Annotated in this window: 15 protein-coding genes; 7 read left to right on the forward strand and 8 right to left on the reverse strand. The window is 47.2% G+C overall.

The genetic code is table 11. The annotated features are described in order from the left end of the window. Positions 1-449: 449 nt before the first annotated feature. The 5 genes from JYB87_RS09980 to JYB87_RS10000 all read left to right on the forward strand — a co-directional run bounded on the left by JYB87_RS09980 (position 450) and on the right by JYB87_RS10000 (position 4,690). The gene (locus tag JYB87_RS09980; protein ID WP_207353361.1) at positions 450-1,652 is read left to right on the forward strand and encodes an MFS transporter; all 1,203 of its coding nucleotides are present in this window, start codon (positions 450-452) and stop codon (positions 1,650-1,652) included. Positions 1,653-1,741: 89 nt separating this feature from the next. Then, a complete protein-coding gene (locus JYB87_RS09985; protein ID WP_228729833.1) occupies positions 1,742-2,095 on the forward strand; it encodes a cyclophilin-like fold protein in 354 nt (117 codons plus the stop codon). 28 nt (positions 2,096-2,123) lie between these two features. Beyond that, a complete protein-coding gene (pptA, locus tag JYB87_RS09990) occupies positions 2,124-2,354 on the forward strand; it encodes a tautomerase PptA (protein WP_207353362.1) in 231 nt (76 codons plus the stop codon). 157 nt (positions 2,355-2,511) lie between these two features. Then, positions 2,512-3,495 carry an aldo/keto reductase gene (locus JYB87_RS09995; protein WP_207353363.1) on the forward strand — a complete coding sequence of 328 codons (984 nt, stop codon included), beginning with the start codon at positions 2,512-2,514 and terminating at the stop codon, positions 3,493-3,495. Positions 3,496-3,538: 43 nt separating this feature from the next. Further along, on the forward strand, positions 3,539-4,690 hold the full coding sequence (locus tag JYB87_RS10000) for an MBL fold metallo-hydrolase (RefSeq protein WP_207353364.1): 1,152 nt from the start codon (positions 3,539-3,541) through the stop codon (positions 4,688-4,690). On the opposite strand, the gene JYB87_RS10005 is transcribed toward JYB87_RS10000, so the two are convergent. From JYB87_RS10005 to JYB87_RS10030, 6 genes are all read right to left on the reverse strand, one after another. After that, a complete protein-coding gene (locus JYB87_RS10005) occupies positions 4,687-6,852 on the reverse strand; it encodes a bifunctional diguanylate cyclase/phosphodiesterase (protein ID WP_207353365.1) in 2,166 nt (721 codons plus the stop codon). The genes JYB87_RS10000 and JYB87_RS10005 overlap by 4 nt on opposite strands. 24 nt (positions 6,853-6,876) lie before the next feature. Continuing rightward, the gene (locus JYB87_RS10010) at positions 6,877-7,305 is read right to left on the reverse strand and encodes a hypothetical protein (RefSeq protein ID WP_207353366.1); all 429 of its coding nucleotides are present in this window, start codon (positions 7,303-7,305) and stop codon (positions 6,877-6,879) included. 20 nt (positions 7,306-7,325) lie between these two features. Then, complete coding sequence (locus tag JYB87_RS10015) at positions 7,326-8,552, reverse strand: hypothetical protein (protein WP_207353367.1); 1,227 nt, start codon at positions 8,550-8,552, stop codon at positions 7,326-7,328. A gap of 471 nt (positions 8,553-9,023) precedes the next feature. Continuing rightward, on the reverse strand, positions 9,024-10,193 hold the full coding sequence (locus tag JYB87_RS10020) for a MalY/PatB family protein (RefSeq protein ID WP_207353368.1): 1,170 nt from the start codon (positions 10,191-10,193) through the stop codon (positions 9,024-9,026). A gap of 21 nt (positions 10,194-10,214) precedes the next feature. Beyond that, entirely contained in the window at positions 10,215-11,054 is an 840-nt protein-coding gene (locus JYB87_RS10025) for a DUF3737 family protein (RefSeq protein ID WP_207353369.1), read from the reverse strand. A gap of 122 nt (positions 11,055-11,176) precedes the next feature. Next, the gene (locus JYB87_RS10030; protein WP_207353370.1) at positions 11,177-11,950 is read right to left on the reverse strand and encodes an SDR family NAD(P)-dependent oxidoreductase; all 774 of its coding nucleotides are present in this window, start codon (positions 11,948-11,950) and stop codon (positions 11,177-11,179) included. 370 nt (positions 11,951-12,320) lie between these two features. On the opposite strand from JYB87_RS10030, the gene JYB87_RS10035 reads away from it, so the two are divergent. Next, positions 12,321-13,208 carry a LysR family transcriptional regulator gene (locus JYB87_RS10035; RefSeq protein ID WP_207353371.1) on the forward strand — a complete coding sequence of 296 codons (888 nt, stop codon included), beginning with the start codon at positions 12,321-12,323 and terminating at the stop codon, positions 13,206-13,208. A 112-nt stretch (positions 13,209-13,320) separates the two neighbouring features. On the opposite strand, the gene JYB87_RS10040 is transcribed toward JYB87_RS10035, so the two are convergent. Both JYB87_RS10040 and JYB87_RS10045 read right to left on the reverse strand, forming a co-directional pair. Continuing rightward, positions 13,321-14,349 (reverse strand): LacI family DNA-binding transcriptional regulator, encoded by a 1,029-nt coding sequence (locus tag JYB87_RS10040; RefSeq protein WP_207353372.1) that lies wholly within the window; start codon positions 14,347-14,349, stop codon positions 13,321-13,323. A gap of 135 nt (positions 14,350-14,484) precedes the next feature. Continuing rightward, positions 14,485-15,735 (reverse strand): MFS transporter, encoded by a 1,251-nt coding sequence (locus JYB87_RS10045; RefSeq protein WP_207353373.1) that lies wholly within the window; start codon positions 15,733-15,735, stop codon positions 14,485-14,487. Positions 15,736-16,297: 562 nt separating this feature from the next. Here JYB87_RS10045 and JYB87_RS10050 point away from each other — a divergent pair. After that, complete coding sequence (locus JYB87_RS10050; RefSeq protein ID WP_207353374.1) at positions 16,298-17,752, forward strand: tagaturonate reductase; 1,455 nt, start codon at positions 16,298-16,300, stop codon at positions 17,750-17,752. The last annotated feature ends 5 nt before the right edge of the window (positions 17,753-17,757 follow it).

Genomic DNA, 17,757 nt, shown 5'->3' on the forward strand with positions numbered 1-17,757 from the left:
AGTTGCGATCGCTTTGTGAATGATGCCTATTTTTATGCAGTTGCAGGAGCTTTGACAACCGCTGAATACAGCGTTCGCGCGTAGGCGAGGCCTTTTCCAACGCTAAAATTAAAAATAATATCCATATAATCAGTATGTTAAATAATCACACTGCGATTGATGAGTTTTTCTAATTACTATTAGTGTTTTATTGAGCTTGTTTGTTATATTCGCTGTTTTAAACTGCTGAACTAACAAATTTGTATGACTCATTATTGTGGCGTTTTTCCCCTTAGCTCATCGCGTGAAATGCGTTGCTATCATCCATTGCCACAGTCCAAGTGTTCGCTGACAACATTCACTTACAGCGTTATCGGTAAGCCGTTTAAGCTGCTAAAGTTGTGTTGTTTTGCATAAGCAACTTTGAATATTGAGCCGCCGTTTCGCACATTTTTAAAGGAGCTATTAGGTTGGAAAACAAAGCAGATAAAGCCTCATTTTGGGCAGCCGCATTATCGCTTGCAGCCACCTTTGTTGCCTCAGCAACCCCAATTCCACTTTATGGCACCTATCAACGCATTGATGGCGTCAGCTATTTTGAATTGTCGCTCAGTTCTGTGGTGTATTTTGTGGGAGCAGTAACCGCACTGCTGATTTTTGGTCGCTTGTCGAATCATCTTGGTCGTCGCCCTGTGTCATTGATGGCGGTGGTATTGGCCGCGATGGCATCGGTATCATTCTTACAAGTGCATGATGCCTTACCGCTATTAACTGGCCGTTTTTTACAGGGCCTAGCCTGCGGGTTAGCCTCAACCGCTCTCGCCGCTTGGGTGGTCGATTGCGCCCAAGCCGTACCTAAATGGGTGGCACCGGCGGTGATCAGTTGCGGGCCTATGACCGGCTTAACTATCGGCGGCATTATCTCGGGTATTTTGGTGGAATATGGCCCAATACCACGGCAACTGCCCTTCTACGTTGTGCTGGTGTTATTGGTTATCTGCGTTGCATTGGTGATGCGCGCTAAAGAAACCATGCAGCCCTCAGCGGGCGCGTTAGCCTCATTAAAACCGCAAATGGGTTTACCGGTTAAAGCACGCAAGTTCTTCCCGGTTGCTGCAGTGACTTTTGTCAGTACTTGGGCGTTGGGCGGTTTCTTTCAAGCCTTTGGCCCCGCGATGGCGAATGAGCAATTGCACTCATCAAACGCAGTAGCAGCTGCCTTGGTATTTGCCTCGATTATGGCACCCAGCACCATCGGCGCTTCTATTGCAGGCAAGATGAGAGCCACCACATCGCAGTTTTATGGCATGGTGAGCTTTGCGGTTTTCGTTGGCGGTTTATTGCTGGCGTTGCAATGGGGCAGCTTAACCTTGTTCCTTATCACCAGTATCTTGGCCGGTACTTCACAAGGCATGGTCCTCACCGGCAGCATTCAAACCATGGTGTCACATTTACAACCGAAAGAGCGCGCTAATGTGTTGTCGGTAATCTATGTGACGTCCTATGTCGGCGCGGCGATCCCTACATTAATCGCAGGGCGTATGTCTGAAAGCTTCAGTCTGCTGCAAGTGGCCTGTGGCTATGGCGTACTAGCGCTTATCGGGGCTATCACCGTCATTGTTTCAAGAAAATATCAACAGCGGGAGTTTCAACAATGCGAGCTAAATGGCTAACGGGTTATTGGCGCCAAGCATTGCTGATGTTATGCGCGCTAATTTCCGTAAACGCTTATTCTACAAACGCAGTTCAGCAGGAGAACCACGTGAAAATTGCTATCGACATTCAAGGTCAAACCATCACTGCCACATTAAAAGCGAATAGCGAAGCAGTGAACGATTTTGTCGCCCAGTTGCCTTTGTCACTGACACTGACCGACTATGCCGCGACCGAAAAAGTCGCTGATTTGCCAAAACGTTTGTCTACCAAAGGTGAGCCTGCGGGCACCGCCGCCAAAGCCGGTGATATCACCTACTACGCTCCTTGGGGTAACTTGGCAATTTTCCACAAGTCATTTGGCCACGCCAGTGGTTTGGTTAAGTTGGGGTCACTGGATTCAGGCCTTGATCTGATGAAAAAATCTGGCGCCTTTGAAGTGACCATTCGCCTCGCTGACTAATCTTTTAACAGGCACAAGGAGTGAACATATGCCTCATGTAAAAGTAAGTTTCGCCACTCGTGATCTGAGCACCGAACAGCAACAAAGTTTTGCAAATGATCTCGTGGACGTATTGAAAAAACATCTCAGTACCACTGACGATGCAATTTCGGTTGAATTTGAAGAGGTGCCGTCAACCCAGTGGAAATCGTCGGTGTACGACCCGCGCATTAAACCGCAACTCGACAGCTTAGTGAAAAAACCCGGTTACGAAATGTAATCTTTAGGTATCAGCATTCATGAGGTTAAGCGCTTGTGAGTGTTAAGCAATAGACGGTAGCTTGATAACGAAAAACGCACTGGCTCACCGGCGCGTTTTTGTTTAATGGCGGTCGCGGTTTACCGTTCGGCAATACCCAGGTAGTAAGGAGAGATTGATGCAAAAGCGCAAACTCGGACAAGGGCTGGAAGTATCGGCCTTATCGTTGGGTGCGATGGGCTACGGTAAAGACCGTAATATTCCCGATCGCCGCGAGATGATCACCCTGTTACATCAGGCCGTAGAACGCGGCATGAACTTCTTTGATACCGCCGAAGTGTATGGCCCGTGGACCAATGAAGAGATGGTGGGCGATGCCTTTAAAGGCATGCGAGACAAAGTGATTATCGCCACCAAATTTGGTTGGGATATTGACCAAACCACTGGCGAACATCGCGGCGGCGTAAACAGCAAGCCAGAGCAGATCCGTCAATCGGTAGAAGGCAGTTTACGCCGTTTGGGCACGGACTATATCGACCTTTACTATCAGCATAGAGTTGACCCTGAAGTGCCTATGGAAGACGTTGCCGACGTAGTTCAGCAACTGATTAAAGAAGGCAAAGTGCGTTGGTTTGGCCTGTCTGAAGCGGGCGCAGAGTCAATTCGTCGTGCCCACGCGGTACAACCGGTAGCAGCGCTGCAGAGTGAGTACTCATTGTGGACGCGCGATCCCGAAGGCGAAATTCTCGATACGCTGGAGCAACTGGGCATCGGCTTAGTGCCCTTTAGCCCGCTCGGTAAAGGCTTTTTAACCGGCAAACTCAGTGCAGATACCCAATTTGCCGCCAATGATTTTCGCAGCATTTTGCCGCGCTATAGCAAAGAGGCGCTGCAAAATAATCTTAAAGTGGTTGGATTGCTGCAACAGATTGCAGCGAACTATAACGCGACCGCCGGGCAAGTCGCCCTCGCCTGGCTGTTGGCGCAAAAGCCGTGGATTGTGCCGCTGTTTGGTACCCGTAAACTGTCTCGCTTTGAAGAGAATATCGGCGCCCTGGCACTGCAACTCAGCAGTGACGATATCGCCACGCTTAACAGCACCCAGTTTGATATTCAGGGCGCACGTTATCCCGAAGCATTGATGAAACTCTCTGGCCGCTAGGGTTATTTTTGGCTTTAACGATACGAGGTAAACATTGAAGAAGATGTTGTATTGGATTCTCGCAATAATCATGCTGTTGGTAGTGGCTGTTTTTGCTTATTTGCAACTGCCAAAATTTGGTTCAGCTGCGGCGGGTGAACGCCTTGAAGCGATAAAACATGCTGCCAACTACCAAAACGGCGAATTTACCAACGAAATCGCCACCCCGCTGTTTACCACCGATAAGAGCTTTTTACAGATCTTATTTGAAAACATGGGTGATAAACCGCAGCGCTTGCGCCCAGAGAATCCGCTGCCTAGCGTGCATACCGCGATAAAGCAGCTCGACCGCAACCAAGATCTGTTTATTTGGCTCGGCCACTCCTCGTTCTATTTGCAAATTGCAGGTAAAACACTGCTGCTTGATCCTGTTTTTAGTGAAGACGCTGCACCTGTACCCTATGTTAACCGTCCGTTTGGGGGTACCAATATCTTCAATGCTGACGATTTCCCCGCTATCGATGCTTTATTGATTTCACACGACCATTGGGATCACTTAGATTACCCAAGCGTAATGGCACTAAAACCCAAGGTTGACCAAGTAATTACTGGGCTCGGCATTGGTGCTAGTTTTGATGCGTGGGGGTTTGAGAATAGTAAGATCCATAGCGGCAACTGGAATAGCCAGTTTGACCTTGGTGATGGCGTGAAAGTCAATTTAGTACCAGCGCGGCACTACTCAGGTCGTTCACTCAGTCGAAAACAAACGTTATGGGCGGGCTTTATTGTTGAATCACCCAAGTATCGGCTCTATTTTAGTGGCGATAGCGGTTACGGTCCTCACTTTAAAGAGTTACAGCAACGTTTTGGCGAATTTGATTTTGTCGCATTGGATTCAGGTCAATATGATGCGCGCTGGGCCAATATTCATATGACCCCAGAGCAAGCGGTGCAAGCTGCAACCGAGCTCAATACCAAGGCGTTCTTCCCAGAACATATTGGCAAATTTGCCTTGGCAAAACATCCTTGGGATGAACCATTTCAACGGGCAAAAGTTGCCAGCGAAGGTAAACCTTTTACTTTGGTCACACCGTTAATTGGTGAAGCGATTCTTTTGGATGGGATGCTGACGCATAGCTATCGAGATTGGTGGGCTGAAGCGGCAAAACTGCCACAAACGGCAAATACACCAGCGCTGGGATCCAGCAGCAATTAGTGTTTATGCGGTATCAGCAGTTTGGCAGCATCGCTATCATTACTGCTGATACCGAATGAAGTAGGCGAATCAAACAACTTGGCAAATGACTCTTCCGCGCGGTGGCAAGCCAACTCAAGTTGATCAAGCGGCACTGGCTTAGCAAAGTAGTAACCCTGCATTTCATCACAGCCCTGCTCTAGCAAATAATGGGCTTGTTCCGTGGTTTCAATCCCTTCACTACAGGTTTTCAAGCCAATGGCACGCGCCATGGCCAAAATGGCACTGAGTACCGCTCGGTCTTTCTGGGTTTTGATGCTGTTGATAATAAACTGCCGATCAATTTTCAGGGTGTCTAGCTCAATTTCCGTAAGGCAACTCAACGATGAATACCCCGTACCAAAATCGTCCAAGGCAACTGAACCGCCCAAGTCACGGATCTTTTTAAAGAAGCCATTTGCCGAACTTAAATCATCTAGGTAGCTTGACTCGGTCATCTCGAACTGCAAGTTCTTGATTGATTGGCCGTGATGGTCCAGTTGTTCGTTAATTATCTCTTCCAAAAGTGGATTTTTTAAATCTTCGGAAGAGACGTTCAACGACACTAAAATGTCATCACCACAAATCTTCTTTAGCTCGGCCAAATCGGAAATCACCCGTTTAATGACCCAACGGGTAATATCGCCGATTTTACCGCCGCTTTCGGCAATCGGAATAAATTCCGCCGGAGAGACAAAACCTAAGTCAGGGCTATGCCAACGCAACAAACCCTCAATGCCTCGAATTCTGCCATTGCGGCCAATCTTGAGCTGATAGACCATGCTAAATTCGTCATATTCCAAGGCAAAGGGAATCAAGCCGACAATCTGAATCCGACGCATATTGTCATCCAGCATGCTCGGTTCAAAAATCTTATGGGTACCTTTACCTAAGCGCTTCGCCTCGTACATGGCGATATCCGCATAAGAAATAATATTGTCACGGTTATAGTTTGCCGCACTGGCAAATACTACGCCCATACTTAAGCCAGTATGGATGTCCCATTGATCAATTCGCAGCGAATTTTCAAAGGTTTGGTAAATGCGCTCAACTAAGCTGCGAACCTCTTGGGCATTGGTGCCAAGCGCTGTAATCAGCAAAAATTCATCACCACCAAGGCGGCCTAAAATATCACCACGATTTAGATTGCCCAACACAGCTTCAGTCACGCCGATCAATAACTTATCGCCAACATCGTGGCCCATATGGTCGTTGATCGATTTAAAGTCATCGAGGTCAAAAAAGATTACCGCAAAATCACTGCTGTCGTTTTTGGCGATATTGATTCGGCGATCCAACAACTCCATCAGTTGTCGTCGGTTCACCAAGCCAGTTAGCTGGTCATAGTTTGCTAACTGATGCATGGCATCTTTTTGTTCTTTAAGCTGGGCTTGTTGCTGCAAGTTACGCTGAGTCTCGGTGTTAATCGTGTCCATCATATCGTTCATGGCGTGACCGAGCATCGCCACTTCATCGCGGCCCTCAACTTCACATTGCAACGAATAATCATTAGACCGTGATACCTTTTTGGTGAAGTTCACCAACGCCATCAGCGGCTTTAATAGTGACTCAAAAGAAAAGTACGTAGCGAGCAGTGCTAACACTAAAATGAGTACGCTGGTCGGCAAGGCTGATACCACTAATTGCGTTAAACTTTCAGCCACAGGTTTACTGATATTACTTTCGACTGACACATAGCCTATCGGCGCATTGGGCTCACCAATGGCGCGCGTACAGATCACCGAATCACTATTCTTAAAATGTTGAATACGTTCATTTATCGAGAGACGTTCGAAGTGTGGAAGCTGCAACATATCTTCATTATCGAACACCGATGCGGCGATATATTTTTCTTTGATTTCACCGGTGGGGCTATACACCACAACCGAGCGAACGTAGCTAAATTTCTCGAACTTCAATAACTGCGTTCTGATAAAAAAGCTGTCTTCCGATTCACTCATGGTCAATAGCAGATCGTCCGCAAAGTTTTCAGTCGTTGCGACTAACGAGTTTTCCGCTAATTCCGAATAACTGAGCTTATGCTCTCGGGCCGCAATCAATAGCACCATAGCGACGCAGATGCAGATCGACAGCGTACAGATAGCAAAAAACTTTGCTCGAATATTGAGACCTTTACCTAACAAGCGATCTGCCTTTTTATTCACGTATTATTTTTGGTAAACAACGGCCAACTCAGGCGGTAACTTTACATATCCTGGTAAATACGCCACAGAATTAGGGTTATTAAGTAGATAATCGATCACTTCATCAATCGAGTTCAGCTCAATCGGCGGCATTGCCCGTCCGGTAAACTGTAATTGCGTCCAATACGCTTTAACGCGATGTTCCGTGAGTCCTATCACTTCGTTATTGAACGTGGTTCTAATCTCATTGCCTGAAGCAAAAAACACAGGTTCAAACTTGCGGCCTAATGTGCCCCCCATAAAGATCTGCCGAACTTGGCTTTTCGACAGTTGTGGCACATCGTTGTCAGCTCGACTTACGACAATTATTCGGTTTGCGTCTGCATAACTGGCAGAGAAAGGACTCACCAGTACAAACGCCAACATCATTGTGGCGAGCTTTAATGAATGCAATATGCTAGTCCTTGTCATCATTAAAACACCCAATCAATTGCGAATAAAAACAGGGTCGAATTTCGGTCGAAATCCGGCTGTGGATTATCGTAAAAAGCGTTTTCACCTGGGTTACCATTAAGGAAAGTGACTTCCGTTTTAAGCGCAACATTATCAGCGACATCCCAGCGGGCACCAACCGTCCAACTTTTAGCATTATCTTTGTAACGCTGCGCCATTATGGATTCTATCGCGTAATAAACTTGGTCAAGCTCAGGACTGATACCTGGGACAATCTCCTGCTCAAAATTACTGTAGTGCATTTGACTGGCGGCATAGGTTAGATGGAAGGTAAAGTCTCCCCAGTAGACGCCCCCACCCACGTAGTAACCCGTCAATGCCCAAGGCACCATATATTGGATTTCAGACTGAGCCTGCATCCACTCTGCACGGAAAAAGTAATTGAGGTCATCGTAACTAAAACCAAGCTGAGTAATATCGCCCCAACCTTTGGTCTTTAGCGCATCGGCGGTACGGGTTAACCCCGCGCTCTGCAGCATCTGTTGTAACTGAGATAATTGAGGAATTTTTAGATCGGGATAACCGCGATAACGCGAGACGCGAAACTCAACATTCTCGTAGCGCGCCTTGGCAATCAAGCCGCCCATCTTCTTCAACTCATAGTCGGTGGTGCCGCCAAATATATAGATACCACCACCGCCATAGGAACCGGCATAACCTTGTAAGGTGTAGTCGATGGTATCGGTCGAGTAACCCCAAGTGACGTCGATGCCATCATAGGTGGGAAAGATGTAGCCGTTATAGATTTGGAATGGCAGGTTAATCCAAGGATAGGAGTAACCTACATCAATCGAATCACTGTAAAGGAAAAATGGACCACGTTGGCGTCCCGCACGAATGGTCAGGTTATCCGCGGGAGTCCATGTTAAATACAACCACTCTAAATCTGAGTCTCGAGTTTCAGAGGCAGTTAATACGCCTTGAGCGGTCACGCTTAACTTATCTGAAAACTGGTAGTTTGCCTGCAACCCAAGCAGCGATGCAGGTTTAAACGTAACACCGTCGTCGTAGCCTTTAAACTCAGCTTTATCAGTGCCGAGATTACCGACAACAAACCGTCCAAATCCTGAAAAGGTGAGATTGTTCCATGCACTGTCTTCGGCCATCGCGCTCTGCGTAAGATAACTGCCGCAGAGCACCACCGTAGAGACGGCTTGAGCCACGCATTTTTTTAGAATTGGTTTCATTTTATCCTTGCGAAACGCATGGTTAACTGTCGTGTGTTACATTTTAGTAGAAGATTTGCAACTTATCTGACAACTCACAATAAATGTGTGACATTAATTTAAAAAAACATTTAATTTGCATCATAAGGTCATAATTTTCATTAGCTTAAACTAACCTAGCAACGCTAATTCTTTAGATTAACTTCAGTATTAAATCATCGTATTCGGGTTGCTGTCGCCGTTACCGTCACAAACCGAACTTATAGAGGATGCAACGCTTGCGCGATTTGGCTGCAATTAACGGTGAAGATAGGTGACTAAGCGGGAATGATGTTGAGCACACAAGGCGATTAAAAAGCGCTCAATCGAAACGATTGAACGCTTTGAAAATTGAAATTTGCTGAGTGGTTATCGAGCAGCTACATCACCGGCCGCCCATTACCCAGAAGACGTCACAAGCAACAAATCGATACTGCGAAGAATCGTGCCGCATTAACCACAAATATCGTTTACGGCTGCCTTTAAACGCTGCAAGCCTTCAACAATTCGGCCGTGATTGGTGGCCAGATTCATGCGTAAAAAACCATCACCGTCAGCGCCGTAAACAGTGCCATCACTGAGCCACAAATGCTGCTCTTGATAGAGCTTATCTGCCAACACTTTGCTGCTAACTGGCAGAGCTCGGCAATCTAACCACGCTAAGTAAGTGGCTTCGAGCGGTGTCACTTGGATCATCGGCAACTCATGGGCGATAAAATCGCGCACCGTGGCAAAGTTCTGCGCCAAATAACTGCGCAACTCATCTAACCAAGGCGCGCCTTGTTCGTAGGCTGCAATTAATGCCGTGACCGCAAATGGGCTGATTTCACAGACTTCATTAATATTGATCTGTTTATCGATGCGCTTACGAAACTCGGCATCCTCTACCAGTATGTTCGCCACATGCACGCCAGCTAAGTTGAACGACTTACTGGGCGAACTGCAACTGACCGACTTTTGCAAAAACTCATCACCGAGAGAGGCAAACGGAATATGAGTCTGCCCCGGCATCATCAAGTCACAATGAATTTCATCCGACAGCACAGTCACGTTATTGGAAAAGCAGATTTCACCTAATTGACGCAGTTCATCTTCACGCCAACTGCGCCCCACCGGATTATGCGGATTGCATAGCAATAGCAGAGTGTTGTTGGGATCGGCGGCCTTTGCGGCAATGTCAGCAAAATCAAAGCTAAAATGGCCATTGTCGTTCAGTAGCGGGCTGTCGATTTGCTGACATCGTGAGTTACGAATCGATGAAAAGAAGCAGTTGTACGCAGGCATAGGCACAATTACACCCTCGCCCGGTTTCACCAAGGCTTGGATAATCGCCGACAACGCTGGCACTACACCGGTGGTAAACAGCACAGATTGGGGGCTAAAGCGAAAGTTGTGCCGCGTGGCAAACCAATTGGTTACCGCGGTGAAATAGCGCTCAGGCACTTTGGTGTAACCAAAAATGCCATGGTCTACGCGCGCATGTAACGCTTCGATGATCGCTGGCGCGGTACGAAAATCCATATCCGCGACCCACATAGGCAACATCTGCGCATCGTCGGCACTGTCCCATTTATAGGAGTTGCTGCCGCGGCGCTCTACCTGTTCATCAAAGTTAAATTGCATAGTTGATCCTTTACCTACTGCTTAACCGACGCTAATTTCGCATTCACCGGGATTGATGCAGTGTTCATCAATCACAATCTCACCAATCGATTTGGCATGAATACGGCCACCTTGTGGGTTTTTCACGCTGATCACATCACTGATGATGTCAGCATTAACGGTACTGTATTCAAAGCTTAAATCTGTGCCTTCCATGATACAGTTTTCCAGCACCAAATCTTTGCAGTAACACAAGGCTTGGGTACCGCGAATGGTGCAATTAACCAATCGCAGGTTTTTAGAGTGCCAACCCATAAATTCGCCATCGATGACCGAGTCATACACGGTGACGTTTTCTGAGCCCCAAAACGCATCTTTTGAATCCAAGTGCGAATTGCGGATCACCACGTTTTTTGAATCTTGAAAGCTGTAGTTACCTTGCAGATTAAGGTTTTCTACCACCACATCACGGGCATTCATAAAGAAGTAGTCGCCTTTTTTAGCTTCTACATTTCGCAGCTCGATGGTACGGCAGTTCCAACCGGTTTCTTGGGCATCACTGAACTTAACGTTTTCCACATAAATGTTGTCGCATTCTCGAAACATTTTTGGTGCATCAACCTGCGTATTCAATACTTTAACGTTTTTTGTATACCAGAGAGCCGTGCGTCCATAGGGAGTAAATAAGCAGTCATCCACGACCACATTTTCATTATGCCAAAAGACATATTTGCTCAAAAACTCACATTGAAACGCTTCAACATTTTGTGAGTGTTTGACCGCAGATTCGCCGGGGTAAAACTTCACATGTTCAAAACGGGTATCGTGGGCAGCAAAACAAGGACGTTCGCCATCGAAAAAAGTATCTTTAATTACGTTCATAATCCAACAACAGGTTGCTACTGAGATAAGGCATGGCTTGGTTCATCGAGCGCAGCTTACAATTCAGTGGTAAGTGATTAACTTGCGACCCGAAGGCCGCAAGCGATATACATTATTGTGGGTTACAGGAAGGCCCCGTTATCCACTTGAATGACTTGTCCAGTGACGGCTTTACCCATATCACTGGCCAAGAACAGCGCCGCATTCGCTTGATCGATTGGATCGGTCATTGGCACTGTGGTGTTGACATATTTATCTGAGAATTCAAGCATTACCGCACCGCCTTCTTGCTCACCTGCAGCCCAAGCTGCCGCAGCTTCGGTATCGGTTACCCCTGGCGCAATGGCATTACAGCGGATTTTGGTACCTGACAAACGAATTGCGATGTTTTTGGTCATGGTGTTTACCGCACCTTTGGTAGAGGTGTATGCCACCCCACAGATTGGCAGAGTGCCGTTGACCGATGACACGTTGATAATGCGGCCTTCGTTACGCGGTAAGAAGTGGTTTACCGCTTCACGGCAGTAACGGAATACGCCAGCAAGGTTCAGTTCCACGATTTTTGCAAAGTGTTCGTCAGTGGCTTCTTCAATGGCGACCATGTCACCAGAGCCAGCGTTATTGACCATAATGTCCACTTGGCCGAATGCTTCAATTGCTTGGGCAAACACTTTGGCCGGAGCTTTGGGATCACTTGAATCAGCTACCACTGCCAAGGCTTTACCCCCTTGTGCAACCGCGTTAACTTCATCCGTAGCTTTGTTCAAATTGGCTTCGTTACGCGCAGTAAGCACTACGTTGGCGCCTTCTTCGGCAAATAATTTGGCAATTGCATAGCCGATACCTTTACTGGCACCGGTCACAATGGCAGTTTTTCCTTCTAACAGCTTATTCATAACAGCCTCCAAAAATAGATTTTGATTGTTAGGCCTTATCCGTTGATTCGAAACGAATAACGTCTTGCTGAGAATCGAGGAATCGACACAGCCGCAGTAGCGCAGCGAGTGCGGAGTCAACTTAAAAACGCACTCCGGCGCTGCCTGAGATTAGATGCATCGATTGACGGCTGACACTTTCGCGCATCTTAAGCAATGAATAAATCGCAATTTTCTTCTTACAGTTATGAGAAATTTTGATTAATACTAATAACCTTATGATTTGTATGTTAATAGCTGGTTTAGATATCGCTGGCAAAAGCAACCGCCGCGTGCGATTTAACAGTGAGTTTGATAAAATGCGCAGAATTGTTGAGGGAGTTTCATAATTATGGCCAGAGAAAACTACAACGAACTGATTGCTTTTATTGCCGTTGCCAGAGAATGTAGCTTCACCAAAGCCGCAGCCCATTTGGGGATCACCCAGTCGGCACTGAGCCACACAGTGAAAGCGTTAGAGAAGCGTTTAGGGATTCGGCTACTCACCCGCACCACCCGCAACGTGTCACTCACCGAAGCCGGCGAACGGCTGTTAACCCGCATTTCGCCAAAGTTTGAAGAGATTGATACCGAGATTTCGCTGCTCAGTGAACTGCGCGATAAACCGGCAGGCACTATTCGTATTTCGTCGAGTGATCATGCGATTGATACCCTGCTGTGGCCGAAACTCGCCCATGTATTGCCGCAATATCCCGACATCAAATTGGAGTTATGCGTTGATTATGGTTTTACCGATATCGTTGAGCGCCGCTTTGATGCGGGGGTGCGGTTTGGTGAGGCGATCTCCAATGACATGATTGCAATTCGCATTGGGCCAGATCTCAGCATGGCGGCGGTGGCGACGCCTGAGTATTTCAGTCAGCACCCCAAGCCGGTCGTGCCACACGATCTGCTACAGCACAACTGCATCAACCTACGCTTGCCCACCTATGGCGGCTTGTATGCGTGGGAATTTGAAAAGGACGAGCGCCAGATTAACGTTAACGTTGAAGGCCAACTCATCTTCAACAGCGTGCAGCAGATTCTGCAGGCGTGTTTGGCCGGTCATGGCGTGGCCTTTTTACCAGAAGACATTTTTGCAGCGTACGTTGCTGACGGCCGTTTGGTACGGGTGCTGCAAGATTGGTGTCCACAGTTCTCGGGCTATCACCTCTACTTTCCTAACCGAATGCGCTCATCGTCGGCATTTGATGTGATTGTGAACGCATTGCGCGCCTAATTTCGCGCCCAACCCAAACTTTTAGCCAGAGACTTGGCTTAAAAAACAAAAATGCTGACCTCAATGAGTGTCAGCATTTTCGGTTAATGCACTCTTTTTATTAGCGAGCCGCTTATTCAGGCTTAGCGCTCGATTCGCGTTTAATCAGGTACGGCGTAATTACCGTTTCGAGTGGATGATTAAAGAATTCCGGTTGGCAGCGATGCAGCAATTTTTTGGTCGCCAAAATCGCCAGTTCTTCTACCGGACGCTTCATAGTGGTGAGTGACGGGATCACCCGCGAAGCAAATAAGTTATCGTCGAAACCAACTACCGACAGCTGTTCAGGGACGTTAATCCCTTTGGTATGCGCCACCCGCACTACCCCGGCCGCAGTCTCATCGTTATTGGCAAAAATAGCGCTGGGACGCGGCTCAAGCGCCAACAGTTGCTCGGCACATTTCAAACCACTTTCGTAGGTATTTTTACCTTCGACAATATACTGTTCCGCGATTGGCTTACCGGCATTTTTAGCGGCAGTGACAATACCAACCATCCGCTCCTGAGAGGAGTAATAGCTTAATGGCCCGGTGATCATGCCAATACGTTCATGGCCGAGATCCAACAGATGCTGCACAATTTCGTCCATCGCCTCGCGTTCATTGGAAATCACAATGTTTTCATGGTCATCTAAATCCGCTGACGCAATACGCACATAGGGGTGTTCCGCATCCGCCAGCGCTTTGGCAAGCTGTTTACTCTCAGAAACTGGCGGCAGAATCAGTACTCCATCCACATTGGATCGGGCAATAAACTTCAGGCAATTATCCACAAAGTCGGCTTCGCGCCATTTGCAGGGGTGAACCACCAATTCGTACCCCAGCTCAGTGCACACAGACAACACCCCGCGTTGCACTTGGTCGATATAGAGCGCATCGGGGTTATCGTAAATTAACCCCAGCAGGTAGGATCGTCGTGACGCTAGACCGCGGGCTTGTTTATCGGGTTGGAAATTAAGCTCGGCAATCACTTGTTCAATGCGTTTACGGGTTTCCTCACCCACGAGCGGCGAGCGATTGATCACCCGAGACACGGTGCGCTTTGACACCCCAGTAATGCGGGCAACATCGTTAATGGTGACTTTTTTATTATCTGTGGCCATTGGTTTGCTCGGAATGCGTTAATGCCGACAATATACCACAATCGGACTGGGCGTCTTTACCGCCATTTTGAATGGAATGGGCAAGTTTGCCCATTCCATTCACATTATTGAACTAAATGTGTTAATCCTGCTAACTCAGCGAATTGGATTTAGATTTTCATCCAGCGGTGTCATTTTCGGCATCAACAGATGCACGATGCCCAGCAGAATCAAATAGCACGATCCGGCAATCAAAAAGGCGTAAAAATAACCGGAGTTTCCTGCTTCATCCAACACTGTCCCCAGTGTTTTATCCGCAACAATACCAATCAGTGCGCCCATCATACCGCCCAAGCCGACCACCGAAGCCGTCGCCTTCTTCGGCATCACGTCCGACACCAAGGTATAAAGGTTAGCGGACCATGCTTGGTGACCCGCGGCCCCCATCGCAATCAGGCAAACCGCGATCCATTTGTTATCTGTCATCGCCACAAAACAGGTCGGCAGGATAAACAAGGCGCAGAACAGCAGGGTCATCTTGCGCGCTTTATTGGTGCTCCAACCACGATTCATAAAGAACCCCGACAGATAACCACCAAAAATGCTGCCCACATCGGCAAAGGCATAGATGATAAAGAAGGGAATCGCGATGTTTTTGATATCGACCGCAAAGGTATCGGCCAAGAATTTCGCGCCCCAGAACAGATAGAACCACCACACTGCATCGGTCAAACGCGGGATAGCACAAGCCCAAGCCTCACGGGTTCGAACCACTTTTCGCCAAGGCAACTTTTCATCGGATTCCGCAGCGCAGCCTTCGCAATCGCTTTGAATATACGCTAATTCTTCCGGGGTCACTTTTGGGTGATGTTCCGGCTTTCGGTAAACCCGCAACCAGAGGAACACCCAGATGCTACTCAAAGCACCGGTGATCAGGAACGGAATTTGCCAGTTATCACCATCGACCGACACAATGGCGCCAACCACGAAGGGGGCTGCGATTGCGCCGAAGCTTGACGCGGCATTAAAAATACCGGTGGAAAATGCTCGGTCTTTTTTCGGAAACCACTCACCAACGGTTTTAATGGCAGCAGGAAAGTTACCCGATTCACCGAAGCCCAAACCGAAGCGCGCCAAAACAAAACCGATGACACTGAACGCTGGCGTAACGGCGGCATGCAACATGCCGAACACGCTCCAGATCCCAATCGATAGCGTATAGCCTTTGCGGCAACCCAATTTATCGATAATGCTGCCCATGGTGACCATACCGATGGCATAGGCCACTTTAAAGGCGATCATAATGTTGGCGTAATCGCTGTTATCCCAATGGAATAAACGTTCTAAGGTAGGTGCCATCACACCAATAATACTTCGGTCGAAGTAGTTGATAGTGGTGGCAAACATAAGCATTGCTAGAATACGAAATCGATAATTCCCTATCGCATTTTTACTTGTTATATGAATTGCTGTTGTCATTCTTCTCACCATTTTTATGTTGTGTATCGACATCCCCAGAGATAGCACCACCTAACATGGTGTTGCGGTCGATAAAGACTTAGCTTTTCATGCATTAATTAAATAAGCCGTTACTGATGTGTTTCGCGTCGTCAAATTAACGCGCATCGATAAATAACCTATTTGTGCAAATGATTTTACTGAACCCCCACAGCTCAGTTGTTAACAATCTCAATTCCGATTGATTTTATAGCTAACCATGATTTTCATCGTTTGGCATTAACTCATTAATTTTGCTAATAAAAAATGCCAAATACATCATACAAATAAAGAATTAACTATAAAATACAGTGAGTTAATAAATTCACTAACGCAACCATTGAAACTTTTGATTGTGTATTGTTATCTTTTGCTACCGGTGGCAATATGTCAATCAAACTAAAGTACAGGTAGCAAAATTTGCACTTGAAATGCTACCGGCGACACAAATTTGACTATTTTGGGGCAGTCTATGAAGCAATTAAATCGCACGAATTTTCAGTATCCCAATTACCCGAGCAAAATAATGCAATTCGGTGAGGGCAATTTCCTTCGCGCTTTTTTTGATTGGCAAATCGATTTATTAAATCAGCAGTGTGATCTTGGTGCAGGTGTATCGATTATTCGCCCAATTGATTATGACGCCCTGCCCCTGCTGAATACTCAAGATGGTTTATATACCAGCATTGTGCGCGGCATTGATGAAGCGGGCCAAGCCGTTCAACAAACCCGTGTGATCAGTTGCGTTAATGAAGAAATCCCAGTCTATCAGCAATTTGAACGCTATTTGGCGCTCGCGGAAGACCCCAATATTGAACTGGTGGTATCAAATACTACCGAAGCTGGCATTGAGTTTATTGGCGAAGATAAGCTGGACGACAAACCCGCCAAAGCCTTTCCGGCAAAACTGACCCAATGGCTGTACCATCGCTATCAACACTTTGCTGGCGCAGCGGATGCCGGGGTGATTCTGCTACCTTGCGAACTGATTGATTACAACGGCGAAAAACTGAAAGAGATTGTGCTCAAGTACTGCGATTTATGGCAATTAGAAGCGGGCTTTGTGGAATGGTTAAACAGCGCCAATGAGTTCTGCTCTACCCTTGTGGATCGAATTGTGACCGGCTTTCCGCGCGACGAACATGCCGCACTACAATCAGAGTTTGGCTATGCCGACAACTTTATGGTCACCAGCGAATACTTCCATCTGTTTGTGATTCAAGGTTCTGATCGCATTAAGCAATTTCTGAAACTGGCGCAAAGCGATCTCAACATTATCGTAGTGGATGACATCGCCCCGTACAAACAACGCAAAGTGGCCATTTTGAATGGTGCTCATACTGCGATGGTGCCACTGGCATATCTTGCTGGATTAGAGGCAGTCAAAGAAACCGTTGAAGATCCGCTGTTTAGCCGTTACGTACGCCAGTTCATTTTTGATGAAGTCATTCCAACACTGAACTTTGCCGAAGATGAGATCAGTGAATTCGCTGAAGCAGTGATTACCCGTTTCCAAAACCCCTATATCCATCATCTGTTGATCTCAATTTCGCTCAACAGCATGACCAAATACACCACGCGCATTTTACCGCAGCTACTTGCTTATCAAGCGAAAACTGGCGAGCTGCCTAAGTTGATGATCGCTGCATTAGCTGGGCAAATTTTGTTTTATCGCGGCTTACGTGATGGCCAGCAGATCCCGTTAAAAGATGACGAATTCTGGCTAACAAAATTCGCTAGCTTGTGGGCGCAATATCAACAAGATAACTTGCCACTGCGCGCCTTGGTACACAGCGTGTTGGCGGAAAGCGATCATTGGGGCCAAGACCTTAACCAAGTAGCCTGTATGACTGACGCGGTAACTGCAAACCTTGAACAAATGCTGCAGCAAGGTGTGCGGGCCACATTAGCGCCGCTACTGGCTTAGGTTAG

This window comes from Shewanella avicenniae (assembly GCF_017354945.1).
GTDB lineage: Bacteria > Pseudomonadota > Gammaproteobacteria > Enterobacterales > Shewanellaceae > Shewanella > Shewanella avicenniae.

Bases quoted from the DNA above. Each gene is read 5' to 3' on its own strand.
- pptA (WP_207353362.1), top strand. From the start codon at position 2,124: ATGCCTCATGTAAAAGTAAGTTTCGCCACTCGTGATCTGAGCACCGAA.
- JYB87_RS09995 (WP_207353363.1), top strand. From the start codon at position 2,512: ATGCAAAAGCGCAAACTCGGACAAGGGCTGGAAGTATCGGCCTTATCG.
- JYB87_RS10000 (WP_207353364.1), top strand. From the start codon at position 3,539: ATGTTGTATTGGATTCTCGCAATAATCATGCTGTTGGTAGTGGCTGTT.
- JYB87_RS10015 (WP_207353367.1), bottom strand. From the start codon at position 8,552: ATGAAACCAATTCTAAAAAAATGCGTGGCTCAAGCCGTCTCTACGGTG.
- JYB87_RS10020 (WP_207353368.1), bottom strand. From the start codon at position 10,193: ATGCAATTTAACTTTGATGAACAGGTAGAGCGCCGCGGCAGCAACTCC.
- JYB87_RS10025 (WP_207353369.1), bottom strand. From the start codon at position 11,054: ATGAACGTAATTAAAGATACTTTTTTCGATGGCGAACGTCCTTGTTTT.
- JYB87_RS10030 (WP_207353370.1), bottom strand. From the start codon at position 11,950: ATGAATAAGCTGTTAGAAGGAAAAACTGCCATTGTGACCGGTGCCAGT.
- JYB87_RS10035 (WP_207353371.1), top strand. From the start codon at position 12,321: ATGGCCAGAGAAAACTACAACGAACTGATTGCTTTTATTGCCGTTGCC.
- JYB87_RS10040 (WP_207353372.1), bottom strand. From the start codon at position 14,349: ATGGCCACAGATAATAAAAAAGTCACCATTAACGATGTTGCCCGCATT.
- JYB87_RS10045 (WP_207353373.1), bottom strand. From the start codon at position 15,735: ATGTTTGCCACCACTATCAACTACTTCGACCGAAGTATTATTGGTGTG.
- JYB87_RS10050 (WP_207353374.1), top strand. From the start codon at position 16,298: ATGAAGCAATTAAATCGCACGAATTTTCAGTATCCCAATTACCCGAGC.